Below are 16,527 nucleotides of genomic sequence, written 5' to 3' on the forward strand. Positions count from 1 at the left end.
ACCATCCATGGCCTCTGGGACGCCATCGGCCGCATCGTGGACCTCTACTCACCCCAGGAATGCTCGAACTATTTTGCAGCCGCTGGTTACGATGCAGACTGATCAGAAACCGCTCTAATATCGAGGACGAAGCAGCTGCAAAGGCAGTCGCTGTCGTCGAGGAGCAGATCGACATGGCCGTAGGTCGCGCAGTGGAACCACTCAGGCAGCAGATCGCCGGACTCGAGCTCAAACTCGATCAGCGGATTGCCGGACTGGAGGTCAAGCTGGATAGCGGCCTCAAAGGCATGCAGACATCGATCGATGGGCTCAAATGGTACATCATCGGACTGGGCTCGCTGATGACTGGCGCGATCGCAGTTGGGGCAGCGCTTACGGCATACGCTCAGTTTATTAAGTGACCTCGGGAGGGGCTACGGCTCCTCCCCTCACCGTCTCACGACTATAGGGCCATCCGGCGACCGGGTGGCCCTTTTTCGGTGCCCTATTTCGCGGCCGCCCGACCGGCTCGCTCGCGTCGGTTCGGCCCCTACGGGCCTCCCTTGCTACGCATCGGCCGGGGAAGCGCCAGTGCGGGCATTGAGCCCGCCCCGGCGCTGCTGCTGCCCCCTCCAATCAAGCCGTTTCCCCTGCCCGATACGCCTCGCTCGCTTACGCGCAGCGGCCCTTCGGCCGCGCGCTGGCTACGCCTCGCCGATCGGACTGTCGTGCGTAATTGCCGGCGTCCCGCATCCCAACCGGAGAGGAGGGAGGGAGGAATTTGCGGTTTCAATGAAGGAGGTCAGCATGACCATCACATTCCGCGTCGAAGACGGCCGTTCGATCCTACCGCCAAGCGCTGCCGTCATCACCCCTGAACAGTTGGCAGCGTTTCGCGACATGCTTGCCGAACAGGCGCTGCGATTGGGCTTTGCGTTGCTCCTACCGGTCTACGGCGTGACGGGCGATCCGTGGTTCGAGTTCGATGCGCGTGTCTGTCATCTGTCGCTGGCAACGGTCGCGCGATGCTTCGATCACGATCCCTCCGTGATCGCGATTCTCGACGAGGCGCAGTTCCTTGGTCGACGGGTCCGGATTGCTCAGACCGACCGGGCGCGCGACATCGAGATGCGGTTGTCGCGGAACCCGGATGCGGCCCCGGAAATCGCACTGACGAACCCGGCCGCGCTCACTTTGTTGGAAGGCCTTGGCATCGATCGATCGATCGCTGGAATGGTCCCGATGACCGAGCTGCGACAACGCCTGATGGATCCGCGTATCCGGCGACGGCTCGATGCCGATCCGGGAATGGCCGATTATGTCGAGACGCTCTCAAAAATGGCGGCACTCAAGCCTGTCAACGGAGAGTATCTGCTGGCTTGGATCTGATCACCCGCCATATCGAAACAGCATGCAAGGGATGCCCAGCCTAACGGCTGGCGCGTCCCTTTTTTTGCTTGATACCGTCAAGCCGACTTCGCCGCTTTCCTACGGAAAAAAGAATGGCCGCACAGGGTAGCAAACCCGTGCGGCCATTACGATGGGCCCCGGCCTCGAACCGTCTCAGGCTTACGCCGTGAGACGCTTCTCAACCTCGTCCACGCCAAGCGTTTTCACCGCCTCCATTATCCGCTCAAGTCGGTCCAGCGGGAGCTTCAGCAACCCTACCTTCTCGACCGTTCCGATCGCCGTTTCACGCAGCTTCCTCACATGCGCCTTTCGGCGATCTGCGAGCTTGCGTTCCTCGGCCTCGATCGCGGCCATTTCAGCGTCTAGTGACTTCGCCATATTCTTGCCTTTTGGTCAGGCTGATCGGGCTCTGAACGACCCCAGTATAGCCTTCCATCAATCACGAGAAAAGACCGCAACCAGGACGACCAGCATTACCCGAGGAAACCCCATGACGTTCATCGCCGAACAGCTCGACGACACCCGCGCGAAGCGCAGGTTTGACCTCATATTCCGCCAAGATGGCGGGCCTTTTCCCGACGGAAAACCGGGACCCCTTCACATCAACACGAAGGACCAAGGCGATTCAAGCAACACGGAGGAATCGGGACTACAGTAGTGCACACCCTTGCAAGCTGCGCTTGCTTTTTCCGTGGCATATCAGTGGTTTGGTCAATACTGTAGCTGTGGGACAACGTGTTACGCCTTGTGTGACGTTGTCCCACACTTAGAAAATGGCGGAAAACCGTCGTTTTCCTGTGGGACGACGTCACACAGGGACTGAGATTATGGAAGTCTCTCCCTTGATCGCAGTCGGGATGTTCCGTATACCGAGGCTCCTTCGCAAGACCCACCAGCCCCCCTGCTAGGGAGCTGGTAATTGAAATCCTATCGTCATTGCTCGGTCCGGGTCCCCCGCGACCTGTTCGATCGTATCGACGCTGAAGCGGCCTCTATAGGCTGTACGCCATCGGACATCATTCGACGCGCCATAGAGGTTCACGTCGAGCGCTCGAAGCTGCTGAATGACAGCAGTAGACGGCACCTTCGCGTGACCGAGTATATGCAGGTCGCGCTCGACGCGATCATCCGCGAAAACCACCCGGAATTGCGCGAGACCCTCGTTCTCGAAACCGACCGTCGTATGAAGCTTCATCATGGCGCGTGATGACCCGAAAGCGCCCCGCCAGGACATCCGCAACGACAAGCGGCCGATTCCCCAGGAACACCATTCAGCCCGCGGCGCTGCACCGCGCAATTCTGGCAACTTCACCCGTGGAAGCCAGCTGCTGAACACACAGGTGCTCATGTGGCTGCAAGGCATCAAGATGCCGGTCTACATGTGGCTTGGCGTGTTCGTCATCGCATACACCGCGATCCTGTCGTTCACCCTTGATGAGAACAACGTCCAGCTGATCTCGATGCGCATCCTATCCTCGTTGTGGGACTGGATTTCGTTCGACCCGATGAAGCAGATCAATCTGCGCCTGCCGGACAACAGCGTGCGCCATACGTACATGGGCTACGTGCCTTACGTCCCGGACGTTGTTCTGGCCTGGAGCAAGGCAGTTAAGGGCCTCTTGGGATCCCTGGCGATCGCGTCGTGCATCACGATCCCGCTGTCGATTTGGTACGTCGACTTCTCGGCCCGCCGCGGCAAGGCAATGATCCAGGAGCGGCACGAGCGCGGCGCCATGCTGGTCGATCGTGACCTCCTCTACTCCGAGATTGCCGAGCATAACAAAGTCGAGTTCGTGAAGGAGGCCCAACGGCTGTTTCCGGGCAAGCCGCCTGAATACGTTTTGAAGCTCAAGTTCAAGGCTCGAAAAGCGGGCGGGATTCACCACCCCTACAGCGTCGCGGGCATCCCGTTTCCGCACCGGCTAGAGCAGTCACATTTCATGACTCTCGGCACCACCGGCTCGGGTAAAACGACTGTTTTCCGCAAACTTCTCGCGCAGATGCGCGAGCGTGAAGACACCGCCGTCGTGTTCGACCTGACCGGGGCGTATGTCGAAGCGTTCTACGACCCCGAACGCGACACAATTCTCAATCCGGCAGATGCCCGTTGCCCGGCTTGGACGATCTTCAACGACTGTCATTCCTACAGCGATTTCACAGCCGCTGCGAGCGCACTAATTCCATCCGATGGCGGGGCGGCTGACCCCTTCTGGGCGCTCGCCGCACGCACCCTCTTCATCGAGATGTGCATGAAGCTCATCGAGAAGAAGCTGACGTCCAACAAGGCGCTGGCGGACAACCTGATGACCGCCGACCTGAAGCTGGTCCACAAGCATCTCGCCAACACCATCGCCGACCCCATTACCGCCCCGGAGGCGGCCAAGATGGCGGAATCGATCCGTGCGGTTTTCAACACGAATGCGCAGGTCCTCCGCTTCTTGCCGGACGACGGTCCTCAGTACTCAATCAGGGACTGGATGACGTCGGAGAAGAAGCCCGGTTCGATCCTGTTCATTACGTCGAATTATACGGACTTGGAGATGAACCGGGCACTCCTCACGCTCTGGTCCAACCTGGCGATCCACTCGCTGATGACGATGCGGAAAACGCGGGACCTGCGCACCTGGTTCGTGTTCGATGAACTCGGCGCCTTGCACCGCCTGCCCGCGATTGAAAACGGTCTCCAAACCGCCCGAAACTTTGGCGGTGCGATGGTGCTTGGACTGCACTCATTCGACAAGCTCGTGCAGGTTTACGGCGAGGAAAATGCCCGTAACCTGTCGTCACTCGCACGTACCAAACTGATCCTTGCTGCGGCCGATCTCGACACCGCGGAACAGGGCTCTCGCTACATCGGCAACCGCGAGATCCGGCAGATGGATGAGGGCTACAGCTACGGCTACAACAATACCCGGGACGCCTCGACGCTGACCCCGCGCAAGCAGATCGAGCCGCTGGTCATTCCTGACGACATCATGAACCTGCCCAGCCTGCATGGGTTCGTGAAGTTTCCCGACGGCTTTCCCGCGGCTCGCACCCGCCTCGAATGGGAGCATTACCCCACCATCGCCGAAGGGTTCATCGCTCGCAAACCCGGCAAGCCGGACGAGCCAGGTCCAGTTGTTCGCCCAGGGGGTGGCAAGCCTCAAGGTGGTGGCGATGACGTAGGGCGTGGTGGTGCGCCTGGCCTTGAGGAGGAAGGGGTTGTGCCCGCCAATGAGGCCAACGATCTCGCCACCAATATCCTGTCGCAACCGACCGAGGGCGAGGTTGATAATTCGCGGGACGGAATGCCGATCGAGGCGACGGCGCGCAGTGAGCCGCCAGTCCTGCCGGCCGACACGCGGGAGAAAATCGCAGACGTGCCTCGCGACGACCGATCGCGGTCGACGAGCGTCCAATCGGAGCAGCCTCGAGCCGAAGGCAACCAGCCTCACAAAAGCGGTCCGGCGCCGATGGCCGAGCGTGCGGAAGACCTGTCGATCCGTGAGGCGCGCGATGCCTTCCCTAAGGGACCTGAAGACGATGGACTGAGCTACTAACATGCACTCGATCGCATCCGTGAAATCTGCGTCCGGGGCAGCCAACTATTTCGCCAAGGACGATTTCGTCGCGGGGGAATATTATACCGATGAGAAGGCCGGTGACGTCAGCCTGTGGGGCGGCGCGGGTGCAGCCGCAGCTGGCCTCACCCGCGCCGTCGCTAAGGAAACGTTCGCGAAGGTCTTAAGCGGTGAGTTGCCGTCGGGTGATAAGGTTGACGTCAGGGAAGGACGACGTCCGGGGTTCGACCTGACCTTTTCCGCGCCCAAATCGGTTTCGGTGATGGCCTATATTGCCGGCGATAAACGGATCCTCGGGCCAGAAGGTGCGCAGACCAAAGCGGTCCAGCAAACCATGGCCTGGGTCGAGAAAAACATTGCTGCCGGCCGCATTACCAAGGACGGCAAAACCGAGACGGTGAAGACCGGTAATCTGGTCTATGCGCTATTCCAGCATGACACGAGCAGAGCGCTAGACCCGCAGGCCCACATCCACGCCATCGTCGCCAACATGACGCAGATGCCCGACGGCAAATGGCAGGCCCTCGACGCCCAAAAGCTATGGGCCAGCAACACCGTCATCGGCTCGATCTACCATAGCTTCCTCCGCAACGAGTTGGAGAAGCTGGGCTATCAGACCCGGATGGACGGTAAGCATGGCACGTTCGAGATTGTCGGCGTCCCAAAAGCGGTTCTGGAGGTCTTCAGCCAGCGACGCGAGCAAATCATGGAAAAGGCGGCCGAGCTGGGCATCGTCTCGCCCAAGGGCCGCGATGGCGTTACCGTCAACACGCGCGATCCCAAGCTGAATGTCGAAGATCGCGATGGGCTTGTTCTGGACTGGATGGCGAAAGCAGCGGAGCAAGGCTTCGACGGCAAAACGCTGCTCGAAGGAGCATTGCAGAACGCAGCAAAGCAGGAGCAACGCGATACTGCAGGCCCCATAGGGCGCAGCTACGTGGCGATCGCCGAGGCGGTAGCAGTTGCAATGGACACAGTGTCAGGATTGTTGCGGTCCCCCGACCCGCTCGTCGACCGGGGCTTCGTGCGATTGGCGAAATCCACAGGGCATGCAAACGCGCAGCTCGCCGTCGCATCTGCAGTTCGTGGTCTTAACCAGCGTGAAGCGGCATTCGATAAGGACGCGGTTGCCAAGAAGGCGCTCGACTTCGGTTTGAAAGGCGTCACGATCGACCATGTCGAGGCACGGGTCGAACAACTCGTCGAGAAGGGTAAGCTCCTCTCCGGCCAGATTATCGTCGCGGGCCAGACCGTCGAGGCGGTAACGACGCCAGAGGCGCTCAAGACCGAAGAGAGCATCCTTGCGCGGGTCAGGGAGGGGAAAGACGCAGGCGCCCCGATCGTCACGCCCTCGGAGGCGCCAGATCGCTTGCAGGCCGCCTCCCCTCACCCACTGAACGAAGGACAGTTGGCCGCGGCGACGTTGGTTGTCTCGACCTCGGACCGTATCGTCGCGGTTCAGGGCATCGCCGGCGCCGGTAAGTCGACCATGCTGCAGGCGGTTGCCCGTGTCGTTGAGTCCGAGGGCAAATCGGTGATGGGCCTGGCATTCCAGAACAAGATGGTCGCGGACATGAAGGAAGGCATGGCGCGGCCGGGCGCCATCCCCGCTCGCGAGATGTCCGTCGATCAAATGCAGGATTCTGGGGTCAAAGCCGAGACGATCGCTCACTTTATCTGGCATAACGAAAAGCACGTCACCAACCCGAACACGCCGGAGGCCCAGGCGCGTCGTGACGAGCTGAAGAATACGATCATCGTCGTCGACGAGACGTCGATGGTGTCGAACCGTGACATGCTCAAGATGCTGACGATCGCAGAATCGCTCGGCATCGAGAAAGTCGCACTGATCGGCGATCGCCAGCAGCTCCTCCCGATCGATGCCGGCAAGGCCTTTGCCATGATGCAAGCCGACAAAATCGGCATGGCTCGCATGGATGACAACCTTCGCCAGCAGACTGACCAGCTGCGCACGGTCGCGGCGCTGGCCAACATCGGCAAGGCGGGGCAGGCCATGAAGGTGCTCGGCGACAAAGTCGTTGAGCATGAGGATCCATCGGCGCACGCCTCCGACCTGTGGCTGGCCCTGTCACCGGATGAACGTGCCAACACGGCCATTTTCGCGTCGGGCCGCGAGACCCGTGCAGCGATCAATCAGGCGGTGCAGAAAGGCCTGAAGGACGAGGGCACGCTCAAAGGTGACGGGCTATCCATTGCGGTCATCCAGAACGTGAACATCGAGCGTGAGGACCTGCGCTACGCCAAGACCTACGAGAAAGGGCAGCGGCTGGAGATCAAGGGCTCGGTGCCGGAGCTTAAACTTGAACGCGGTGTAGCCGAGGTGCGGCGAACCTTTGCCAACGGCAAGGTCGAGATCGTCAAAAACGGTAAGTCGATCAAGTTCAGCCCTCAGAAGATCGATCCGATGATCGACAAGGATCGTATATCGCTCGCGACGATCGAGACCATCCAGATCCACGAGGGAGACCGGATCAGGTGGACCGACAACGACAAGGATCGCGGCATCTACAATGCCTCGCTGGCGACGATCGCCGGCATCGACAACGGCAAGGTCACGGTCGAACTGGGTAACAAGGACCAGGTCGCCCTCGAAAAGAACGATCCGATGATGCAGCGGATGGACCTCGCCTACGCCCTCAACATGCACATGGCGCAGGGCATCACCGTCAACAAAGCCATCACGGTGATGCAGAGCTTCGAGCGAAATCTGTCGAACCAGCGGCTCTTCAACGTCGGTGTCACCCGTATTCGCCTCGACCTGACCATGGTCGTCGACAACCTGAAGAAGCTCGAGATGCAGCTGGATAAGAACCCGGGCGACAAAACCTCGTCGCTAGAAAGCCTTGGTCGCCTCGATATCGATGGTGCTGCCGTACACACCAAAGCGGCCGACGATGCGCTGACGAAAGCGATGGAAAGCCTCGACGAGGCGAGCAGCGAGAAGATTCTGATCGATCCCGCCAGCCTCGACATGACCGACCTGCCACCCATGGGAGCGTCGACGACCGACTATTCCGACATCAAAAACCTCGTTGGCGAAATGCCGTCGATGACGGGCGGCCAGGACGCCGATCGGCGAGACGCTGTTGGCGATCGGAAAGACGATGAGCTTGGCATGCCGCCCCTCGATATGGACGATCTCAGCGCCCTGCCGGCGATGATCGAGGCTGGCGAACAGATGAGCGGCCTTCCCCAGAAGAACCTCAGTTTGGACATGTGACGATGACCGACACCCAAACCACCGTGATCCTCTGCGGCACGAGCGATACCATTCCATCCGACATTCTCTCGCTGCTTTTGCGTCAAGCGAGGGAAGGTCGCGGACGCGTGATGGTCGTCGACGAAGGTAGCCAACTCGCGCGGCTCCATGCCGACCAGGAGGTCGATCTGTTGATTGACCCAGCGCAAGGTAACTGGGACTTCTTTGCCGATCACCTGACACAGCATGAAGTCGCATGCGCCGGCGAGACGATCCTACGCTCAGACGGCGTTGCACCCAACATCTACAACGCTGTGAGTTGCGTGCTTGCCGACATGCTTTGGGAAGTAGCGGCCAAACCCGGTGCTCGGCTGCAGGACGTTTCAGAGAAAGTTCGTGGTTTCGAGTACAATTCGATTGCGGACGCGATGCACCTGGATCTCGACAGCCCGGCTGACACGCGTGCGGGTTGGACGGCACTAGCGCGCCTCCAAGAAGATGCAGGCCGCTTTGCGACTGGCTCCCCGACTAACATCACTTCAATCCGCCGCTGGCTGACCAAGAGCCCCAGATCGGTGTTGTTCGTCACTGCCGGTGCTGCCGTCAACGACGGTGCCTGCCGCTCGGTCCAGGCTGCCATCGACTGCGTCGCGAGGCTTGAGGTGAACGACGGGCGGGAAGTCCAAATCGTGCAAATTCATACAGCGAGTAGTTCCGGCGCGCGGTTGCGCGACGCGTCACAGCTGTCGGTGCCTTGGCAGAGCATAACCGAAGGGCGTTGCTAAGATAAATATCAAAGAAGGGGAGAAGATCGTGATTATAAAACCGTCCCAAAAAGCAGTAGATATGGAGGATGTTGCGCACCTCTTTGCCGAAGGTGAGCGGGAAGAGCAGCTGTCAGACACCGATCTGGCCGACAATTTCAGAACCCAGTCATTTCACCTGATGAAGACGCATCCGATCGCCGCTGCGCACCTGGTGCTGGCAGCCGCGTCCATCGCACCGACGTGCGATGCCGAACAGGAGGTTGCGGATCAATTCTCCTACGTCATGGCCGATTTTGCGCAGCAGCTCGGTGTCCTCCACCGCCGCGCAGTGAGCCGGCGTGCGCGCGAAGTGAGGAGTGCGGCCAATGGGCATTGATGACCGCGACTACATGCGCGATCGCTACCGTCAACGCCAAGGACAGAGCGTCGGTACAACGTGGTGGAATGACCGCAAAGGCAGGCGCGAGCTTCGTGACGACAAGGCGGTGCCGCTCGGCAGCGCGAGCTGGATTGGAGGAGGAGGCGACGGCAGCGGGGATGGTGGCTGGTTTAACACCGCCAATCGCACCTTCGACTATCAGAAAAACCGGCATCGGCCGACGCGACGTGGTCGGTCGCACCCGGCGCAAAAATGGATATTCTTGCTATGCGCGCTGCCGATTTTAATCCCTGCCTATCGTGAGGCGAAACGCTCAGGCTGGATCCCCGATCGCGCGGCGGAACTGCCCTTCCCCGCGTCTGGAACCGTCACAGTAAATAGCAGCGTCAAACCAAAAACCGCGACGGCGCGAATCCAGGTAACAGCGGCGCAGACAAATGCTGTCGTACAGTTGTTCGACCGCAGGACCGATGCGCACGTCATCTCGGTCTACATAAACCGGAACGAGGATGTGTCCGTGCCGGTGCCGCCAGGCACCTACCGGATGAAGATCATTGAGGGGGATAAGTGGCACGGCCTGACGAATTGGTTTGGATCATCCACGACCTATGAAACGGTGGTGCGCCCGATGATCTTCGACCACCGGAGCATCCAAACGATCGACCTGCACCGGTCGCCAGCAGGCAATCTCCATACCAGCATCAACATCACCAACCCAAAACCGCTTAACTGAACAAGGGGAACAGACATGAATCGGACACTCACAATCCTTGGGATGCTGGCGATCGCTGCCACGCCCGCAACAGCCCAAAAGCTCGGCAAGGGCGGCATTGGGATCGATGAGAATACGGAGGTGCCTCGCTGCGACCGGGCACTAGGGACGATCGCTTTGGTTGAGGAGCGTAGCGCTGCCAGCCCCGCCGATGGGCTCCCTCCCGGTATGGCAGCGCTGATCCGGATGGCCGAAGCACAGAACGGCGGAAGTCACCGGGTTGACCCCCTCCCCTTGCTGAAGCTGCTGGTGGCGCAGTCAGGCTGCTTCCAGGTTGTCGACCGTGGCGAGGGCTTCGACGCTCTCCAGCGCGAACGGCAGCTCGCCGCTGGTGGATCTGTTGCGGGCGCGAACAATCAGGCCACGTTGAAGGCGGCCGACTACCTCCTGCAGGCGAAGGTGCTTTATTCCGACAACGATTCTGGAGGTAGCGGCGTCGGTCTCGGCTCAATGTTTCCGGGAGGCCTTGGCTTCAAGCAGAAGGTGAAAGCAAGCCAGACGATGTTGACCCTGGTTGAGGTGAAGACGGGGATTCAACAGGCAGTAGCCACCGGGTCGGCCCGTAAGAAAGACCTCTCAATCCTTGGCGGCGGGATCCTGACCAACGCCGGTGTTGGCGCATTGGGCGGAACCTATACCAGCACAGACATGGGCAAGATCACGTCGCTCGCCATGCTCGATGCCTTTGGGAAGCTGACGAAGCAGGCCCAAGCCCGGCTAACGCCAGCGACCGCTACGCCAGCCCCGGGGCTACCGGTTGTAGCAGCAGGAACGAAAGCGTCGCCTACGGCACCAACTGCTCCGCGGCCGTGAAGCGGAGAGAGGAGGAAGGAGGAAGGAGGGGCGGAACGCAGAAATACAGCCAGCCCCCTCCCCTTCACCCTGACGGGACAACGGCATGATAACGCAAAACGACCTTTTCGCCCCGGCGAATGAAATTATAGATTCTGAGGACATCAGTCAGGGTCTGAACAAGGCGCTAACCGTCACCACGCCGATCGCCGTTCCTTGTGGCTTCCGTGATCGACGCAACAGTCCCTGCAGGCGGCTTGGAAACTGGCCGGTCATGTCCGAGGGTAAGCAAATGGTTTGCCGCGATCGACCCATGGTCCACTGCGACGCGGCCTGTTTCGATGGTGAGGCCCCAGCGCGGCAGTACGGCACGGACAACGATGATATCGTGTGGGACGATCGGACGGGACCGTATGGCGACGAGTAAATGGTTTAGCGCATCCGTTAGGCCGGTTGTACGCTCAAGCCCAAGACCGATCCGTCGACAGGGAATCAGGTGCCCATGCTGCAGCGTGGTGTTAGGCGCCCTCCCCCAATCATGGACGATCGATCCATGTGCTACCTGTAGGCGACCTCTGGCGCTCGTCCGGATGACCGCGAGGGGGCGAGTGTATTGCCTTTGCAACGTGCTAGACCTAGTCGGTACTATCTACGGCGTCTCGACCTTGGCGGTCGTTATCGCCTTCGCGCTATTCGACATAAACGCTTGGGTGCTCGCCAAGGCCATCACCGTCCTGCTCTTTGTCATCGCCTCAATGCTAGTTACTGACGGGGTCTTAGGTTTGAGAACGTCAATTGATCGGAGCTGGAATGTTACCCGTCGCGGCACCGCCGCAAGACTTCGTGCTGCCGGCAAAGTAGGCGCCGGTGTTGCAGGTTTCATCCTCACCACGGTTGGAATGGCCCTCTAGCGTACGTGGATGCTTGCGGGGGGTCTCAGCGCCTCGCGTGTCGATGTCGCTACGAAGAACTCATAGGCGCTAGCGCCATGCTATCTATAACGTTTGTCGCCGTGACAGTAACGTTATAGTTTAGGCATTTCCGCACCGGCTATATCTAGAAGCTTCTCAATCGCCTCGCCGATTGTGATACGCTCGATATAAGCATAGTGCTTGAGCCGGTCTTGAGTATCACGGCTTGTGCGTACAGAATAGTTGATCTTAGCTTCACCGGGGGTGGGCACCCGAACCGCACGGGTTATACCCAACGGGGCAACAGCGTCTTCGACAGCCCGGATCTGCTCCCGAGTTACGCGAGGGGCGTCCGGGCCATCCGCTGCGCTCGGAAGAGTTTTGCGAGGCCTTGGTGTCTCGTCGCTCATTTATCACCTCCAAGAAGGCTAACGATCTCATTAGCGAGGGCGTTTGCGTTGATGATTGCCGTCTCTATTCCTGGGACGGCCTTCGGATTCAGTTGGGCGAGTGTCCCGCCGTAGGAAATGAGGGCACGGTACGCCTGGCGTTCTGCAATTGCGGTTTCCAACAAAGGAAATGGCATATCGCGCAAGAGGTTCATCACGTGCGTAAGTTCACGAGCGTAAAACCTAGTGCTTGCTGGCGCGTTGGTAAGAACACCTCGGTACAGGATGGGTCTGCCACGAGCTACGGCAGCGTTGTTGATAGATTTTTGAGCCTTCGCAGCGAGGTCGGCATCAAGCATTGAGCCTCGGAACGGCACAAGAACAAGATCGCTCATGAGTAGAGCATGAGTCGCTCTCGTAGACGCTCGACCATCCAAGTCCACAATTACTGTTTTTCCGCCCTCACGGGCAGATTGGATGGCACCAACCAACTCGTCTTCGTTTGGCTCTTTCTGAATTGTAAGATTGGGGATATTATTGTCATCGTCAGTCCACATTGACAGAGACGCGTTCGGATCAGCGTCTATCATTGTAACGTCGTAGCCGTCGACGGCGAGTGTCGTTCCTAGCAGCAATGCTGTAGTCGTCTTCCCGGCCCCCCCTTTGGGCGAAAAAAGCGATATAATTGCCATGCGTTGCCCTGCCCTGCCCTGTAGATTGTCGAGGTATAGCACATCGGGCTACGTTGCAACATGGCGGCACGCGCGGACGTGCGTGTAAACGCGTTACAGCGCGTTTTAGGTTGTTACGTTGCGCTCTTGTCGAAAGTCGTTCAGGCGGCTTTCGGTGTTGCTCCGCGCTTCGTCATCCTATCGCAATAGGAAGTCGACGCTAAAGCGTTTCCGCGCGGGATTGCGCGTTGCTGCTCTCCCCTAGTCAGACTAATTTTGTTCCATGTCACGTAGCGTCATTAAACGAAACGCGTTTCCACGCATCTCAACGCGCCGCCATGACGTTCCACGCTTCGAAGCGTGAACACTGCATCCGGCCAAATTAATTATGGAACCACGCGTCATCACGCGTCGTCACGCGTCTCAACGCGTGGTCACACACGGCAACAACAGGCCACACGCCTCAGCCCGCTACAGGCCGTTGTCACGCAGTGTCACGTGTGACCGTATACTACGACGCAGTTTCACGCGTCGCCCGGTGTTGCTGCTTGTTGAAATGAACGGCGCCGCACGGCAACGCGCAACAAGGCGGCTCAGGTAACCGTGCTGTACGGCATACGCTTCCACGTACGCTCACGCGGTGCCATGCACTTGGGCGAAAAGCGTATCGTTCGAAATGACGGCAGTGTTCCCACAGTAGCTCGGTTCGAAGTGTTCGGTTCCCGCGAGTCATCCGCGTCTTGATAGATGCCAGCCACGAAATGAAGCGCGTTATAACATGTTGTCACGCAGTGTCACGCAACGCGTGGAACTATGAGGAACTGGTTGCGCGCATGTACGGTGTAAGCCCTTACAAAGCGGTGAGCTTGTGTTCAGTCCCTGCGCCGTGACAAAATGCGGTCAATTTCCGCCAGGGAAAGATCGAGATCTGCAGCCGCCGCACAAAGCGGACCGTGATCGAGGGTAGCAGGCGACGACGGAGGCGAACCGGGAAGGGCAGGGGTTACTAAGCCTCCTGTTTCGAGCATGACGAGGCCTGCGGCGGCAAGCGCGCGCGCCTGGATATCGGCACCGGCGCGTGACAAGCCAAGTGCGTGAGTGAGCTGCTTGCGCGTGGTCGGACCAAGCGCCACCAAAAGCGTCCAGGCTTCAAACGCTCGGGCGTTGCGTGATAAGCCAACAAGGGCGTCGCGACCGCGACCCAATGCCGACTCCATGCGCTCGAAGTTCGTAAACGCGGCCAACGCTTCCCGATTGCTATGGTCGACGAGCGCGGCTGCCCGTTCGGCGTCCGCCAGATCGAGGCGAAAGATAGTGCGCGGGACGAGCCCGGTAACGGGTGGGACGATACCACGTGCAACAAGCACAAGGTTCAGAGCCCAGCATCCCGCTGGCTCGGACGCAACGTAATGCCGTATCGACCGGGAGGGCAGGGGGAGTAGCGCCTCATGACCAGCGCCTTCGGCGAAATCCGGCGCACGGATCAAGACGTCAACCGCCGCCGTAGCGCGCGCCAGCCCGTGGAGCGGATGATCCGGACCCACGGCTGCCAGCCCGCAAGCAGCGGTAAGGGGACCACGGGCATCCGCCTGCGCCACCGCGTCCTGAGCGGCGATAAGCAATGCCAGCGCATCGACCTCGAACACGTGCGTCGCGTTGACCATGCGAACGACCGCCGTTGCCGCATCGGCAATCGCCGGCACCCCGTGTGCAGCAAGCCAGAGCACGACAGCATCGCGGCGGGGGTCGTCGGTCATAAGTATCGAACTAGGGTCGCTACTTGGCTGATGCGCAGGACCGACATCGCCGGCGCCAGCGTCGCGCCGATACGCACGCCATGCGCCGGCGACGGTTGCTAAGCTAGCAACCCTGCGGATTTCGGAGGACGCAAAGCGCGCTGCGCCAGCCAGTCGACCGAACGCGTAGCCAAGCGAAGTGAGATCAAGGTGCGGCATCGAGATCGCAGTACGCTAGTAATCTGCACATCACTAGGCGCCGCGTTTTGACTGTCCGAGTCACTTACCATAATCGGACATTATGGTAACTACAGCGATGTGCTACGAAGCCGGAATGCAGGGTAAATCGGACCAGCGGGCGCGGCCCTTATGAGCGAAATCGTCGTCCACCGCACCGACGGGGAGGGGCTTCCGGTCAGGGCACGAAGTGGGTTGGTCGAGCCGATCGATGCCCGCGTTACCCGGTTGCTGGGCCTTGCGCTGTCCGCTGATACCGGCCCTGTCAGCGAGATCGGCTTCGCGGCGCAGCTCGGCGCTATGGCAGCGGCGAGCAAGGCGGCGCTGGCGTCGGACCTTGCCTGCTATCTGCGTTGGTGTGAGGACATCCGTGTCGCCCCGCTGCCGGCCGAGCCCGAAAACCTGGTCCGCTACATCGCCATGCTCGAGGCGAGGGGCGCCAAGCCCGCGACGGTGGCCCGGCGGGTTGCCAGCCTTGCTTCCGCCCACAGCCTGTCAGGGCTGCAGGAGAGGGGGCACGCACCGACCAGCCATGTCATGGTCCGCGCCGCGCTCAAGGGCCTGCGTCGGCGTCGTGGCGCGGCCCAACGCCAGGCGGCCCCGTTGCGCTTCGGGGCCTCGCTAGATCCCCATACCAAGGGGTTTACGCTGACCGCGCTGCTAGGCGCCTGTGGCGGCGATCTGCAGGGCCTGCGTGATGGCGCGCTGCTGTCGCTCGGCTATGATGCGGGATTGCGCGTCAGCGAGCTCGTCGCCGTCACCGTTGCGCATATCGATCCGCACAGCGACGGTTCGGCACTCCTGTTCATTCCGTCGTCCAAGACCGATCAGGACGGGCAGGGGGCGTGGGGCTGGCTGTCCGCGGACACGATGCGCCGGGTCGGCGCCTGGCTGGTAGCGAGCGCCATCACCGACGGGCCGGTCTTTCGCCGCGTGGGGGTCGATCGGCGCCGACTGCGCGCCGCGGTTCCGCCGATGGCGTACGAGGCAATCCCCGGGCACACGCGGCACTGGCAGGAGAAGCTCAAGGGCAAGAAGGCGGAACCAGCGCGGACCGTCTACACTGTGGGTACGGCCTCACTGAGCCGGCAGGGTGTCAATGGGATCTATCGGCGTGTGGCACTGAGTGCCTTCGATCAGGGGCTGGTCGGGGTGCCGATTGCAAAGGTCGAGGAGGCGGCAAGGGCGCTGTCGAGCCACTCGCTGCGGGTCGGCCTCACGCAGGACCTGTTTGCGGCTGGCGAGGACGGTGTCGGGATCGCCCAAGCGTTGCGCTGGTCATCACCGTCGACCGCGCTGCGCTACGGGCGGAAACTTGCTGCCCGCAGCAACGTCGCTGCGCGGGTTTTGTCACGGATCAGAAGCTAAGTAACACCTCGATCGCAAACTTGTTCGTAGTCTTACTCGCCATGGCTCCGCCTTCTCAGAAGTTTGTGCCTCCGACAAACCCGGGGCGTGTGTGGATGCCCCCGGTTATGCAAGGTGATTTTCTGACGTCCTGCAGCGCAGCGCTTCTATCGCTCGTGTGTCAGGCCTCTTGCGTGGCCTGAAGGTTGCCACGGGCCGGTATGCAGTTCGAAGAACGTGGTCCACATCGGTTCAGCGAGCTTTCTTGCTCGAGCCCCGGGACTGGTTTCCACGTCCTGAACATTGAAGTCCTTGCCGCATAATCGTCAGTCGATCTCCTCGCGAGGGCTCAAA

Annotated in this window: 14 protein-coding genes and 1 pseudogene; 12 read left to right on the forward strand and 3 right to left on the reverse strand. The window is 60.4% G+C overall.

Annotated features, from left to right (window positions below; genetic code table 11):
* The 3 genes and pseudogenes from U1708_RS19615 to U1708_RS19625 form a co-directional block, all read left to right on the forward strand.
* Nucleotides 1–102 (forward strand): annotated as a pseudogene (locus U1708_RS19615) (IS630 family transposase); the annotation flags it as partial.
* Between the two features lie 71 nt (nt 103–173).
* A complete protein-coding gene (locus U1708_RS19620; RefSeq protein WP_332747923.1) occupies nt 174–401 on the forward strand; it encodes a CCDC90 family protein in 228 nt (75 codons plus the stop codon).
* 385 nt (nt 402–786) lie between these two features.
* Nucleotides 787–1,368 carry a hypothetical protein gene (locus U1708_RS19625; RefSeq protein WP_332747925.1) on the forward strand — a complete coding sequence of 194 codons (582 nt, stop codon included), beginning with the start codon at nt 787–789 and terminating at the stop codon, nt 1,366–1,368.
* A 180-nt stretch (nt 1,369–1,548) separates the two neighbouring features.
* Here U1708_RS19625 and U1708_RS19630 read toward each other — a convergent pair whose 3' ends face one another.
* Nucleotides 1,549–1,743 carry a hypothetical protein gene (locus U1708_RS19630; RefSeq protein WP_332747926.1) on the reverse strand — a complete coding sequence of 65 codons (195 nt, stop codon included), beginning with the start codon at nt 1,741–1,743 and terminating at the stop codon, nt 1,549–1,551.
* A 136-nt stretch (nt 1,744–1,879) separates the two neighbouring features.
* Between U1708_RS19630 and U1708_RS19635 the strand changes: the two genes are divergently transcribed.
* The 8 genes from U1708_RS19635 (at nt 1,880) to U1708_RS19670 (ending at nt 11,793) form a co-directional block, all read left to right on the forward strand.
* Complete coding sequence (locus U1708_RS19635) at nt 1,880–2,047, forward strand: hypothetical protein (RefSeq protein ID WP_332747928.1); 168 nt, start codon at nt 1,880–1,882, stop codon at nt 2,045–2,047.
* Nucleotides 2,048–2,585: 538 nt separating this feature from the next.
* Nucleotides 2,586–4,931, forward strand: a complete 2,346-nt coding sequence (locus tag U1708_RS19640; protein ID WP_332747930.1) for a type IV secretion system DNA-binding domain-containing protein — start codon at nt 2,586–2,588, stop codon at nt 4,929–4,931.
* Nucleotide 4,932: 1 nt separating this feature from the next.
* Entirely contained in the window at nt 4,933–8,193 is a 3,261-nt protein-coding gene (gene mobF / locus U1708_RS19645) for a MobF family relaxase (protein WP_332747932.1), read from the forward strand.
* Between the two features lie 2 nt (nt 8,194–8,195).
* Nucleotides 8,196–8,957, forward strand: a complete 762-nt coding sequence (locus U1708_RS19650; RefSeq protein WP_332747933.1) for a type IV secretion system DNA-binding domain-containing protein — start codon at nt 8,196–8,198, stop codon at nt 8,955–8,957.
* 28 nt (nt 8,958–8,985) lie between these two features.
* Complete coding sequence (locus U1708_RS19655) at nt 8,986–9,315, forward strand: hypothetical protein (RefSeq protein ID WP_332747934.1); 330 nt, start codon at nt 8,986–8,988, stop codon at nt 9,313–9,315.
* Nucleotides 9,305–10,051: a hypothetical protein gene (locus U1708_RS19660; protein ID WP_332747935.1), complete on the forward strand. Its 747-nt coding sequence runs from the start codon at nt 9,305–9,307 to the stop codon at nt 10,049–10,051. Before U1708_RS19655 ends, U1708_RS19660 begins: the two co-directional genes overlap by 11 nt.
* 15 nt (nt 10,052–10,066) lie before the next feature.
* Nucleotides 10,067–10,903: a CsgG/HfaB family protein gene (locus U1708_RS19665; protein ID WP_332747936.1), complete on the forward strand. Its 837-nt coding sequence runs from the start codon at nt 10,067–10,069 to the stop codon at nt 10,901–10,903.
* Nucleotides 10,904–11,508: 605 nt separating this feature from the next.
* Nucleotides 11,509–11,793 carry a hypothetical protein gene (locus tag U1708_RS19670; RefSeq protein WP_332747938.1) on the forward strand — a complete coding sequence of 95 codons (285 nt, stop codon included), beginning with the start codon at nt 11,509–11,511 and terminating at the stop codon, nt 11,791–11,793.
* A 406-nt stretch (nt 11,794–12,199) separates the two neighbouring features.
* Here U1708_RS19670 and U1708_RS19675 read toward each other — a convergent pair whose 3' ends face one another.
* Together U1708_RS19675 and U1708_RS19680 are read right to left on the reverse strand one after the other, a co-directional pair.
* Nucleotides 12,200–12,874 (reverse strand): nucleotide-binding protein, encoded by a 675-nt coding sequence (locus tag U1708_RS19675; RefSeq protein WP_332747941.1) that lies wholly within the window; start codon nt 12,872–12,874, stop codon nt 12,200–12,202.
* A gap of 851 nt (nt 12,875–13,725) precedes the next feature.
* Complete coding sequence (locus tag U1708_RS19680; RefSeq protein WP_332747942.1) at nt 13,726–14,517, reverse strand: hypothetical protein; 792 nt, start codon at nt 14,515–14,517, stop codon at nt 13,726–13,728.
* A gap of 441 nt (nt 14,518–14,958) precedes the next feature.
* Between U1708_RS19680 and U1708_RS19685 the strand changes: the two genes are divergently transcribed.
* Nucleotides 14,959–16,194, forward strand: coding sequence for an integrase (locus U1708_RS19685; RefSeq protein WP_332747944.1), 1,236 nt, complete (start codon nt 14,959–14,961; stop codon nt 16,192–16,194).
* Nucleotides 16,195–16,527: the final 333 nt, after the last annotated feature.

Source organism: Sphingomonas arabinosi (assembly GCF_036663715.1).
Classification (GTDB): domain Bacteria; phylum Pseudomonadota; class Alphaproteobacteria; order Sphingomonadales; family Sphingomonadaceae; genus Sphingomonas.

Excerpts from the sequence above, each read along its gene's own strand:
- U1708_RS19675 (WP_332747941.1), bottom strand. The coding sequence starts at position 12,874 with ATGGCAATTATATCGCTTTTTTCGCCCAAAGGGGGGGCCGGGAAGACG.
- U1708_RS19625 (WP_332747925.1), top strand. The coding sequence starts at position 787 with ATGACCATCACATTCCGCGTCGAAGACGGCCGTTCGATCCTACCGCCA.
- U1708_RS19665 (WP_332747936.1), top strand. The coding sequence starts at position 10,067 with ATGAATCGGACACTCACAATCCTTGGGATGCTGGCGATCGCTGCCACG.
- U1708_RS19680 (WP_332747942.1), bottom strand. The coding sequence starts at position 14,517 with ATGGTCAACGCGACGCACGTGTTCGAGGTCGATGCGCTGGCATTGCTT.
- U1708_RS19630 (WP_332747926.1), bottom strand. The coding sequence starts at position 1,743 with ATGGCCGCGATCGAGGCCGAGGAACGCAAGCTCGCAGATCGCCGAAAG.
- U1708_RS19635 (WP_332747928.1), top strand. The coding sequence starts at position 1,880 with ATGACGTTCATCGCCGAACAGCTCGACGACACCCGCGCGAAGCGCAGG.
- U1708_RS19650 (WP_332747933.1), top strand. The coding sequence starts at position 8,196 with ATGACCGACACCCAAACCACCGTGATCCTCTGCGGCACGAGCGATACC.
- U1708_RS19640 (WP_332747930.1), top strand. The coding sequence starts at position 2,586 with ATGGCGCGTGATGACCCGAAAGCGCCCCGCCAGGACATCCGCAACGAC.
- U1708_RS19660 (WP_332747935.1), top strand. The coding sequence starts at position 9,305 with ATGGGCATTGATGACCGCGACTACATGCGCGATCGCTACCGTCAACGC.
- mobF (WP_332747932.1), top strand. The coding sequence starts at position 4,933 with ATGCACTCGATCGCATCCGTGAAATCTGCGTCCGGGGCAGCCAACTAT.
- U1708_RS19620 (WP_332747923.1), top strand. The coding sequence starts at position 174 with ATGGCCGTAGGTCGCGCAGTGGAACCACTCAGGCAGCAGATCGCCGGA.
- U1708_RS19685 (WP_332747944.1), top strand. The coding sequence starts at position 14,959 with ATGAGCGAAATCGTCGTCCACCGCACCGACGGGGAGGGGCTTCCGGTC.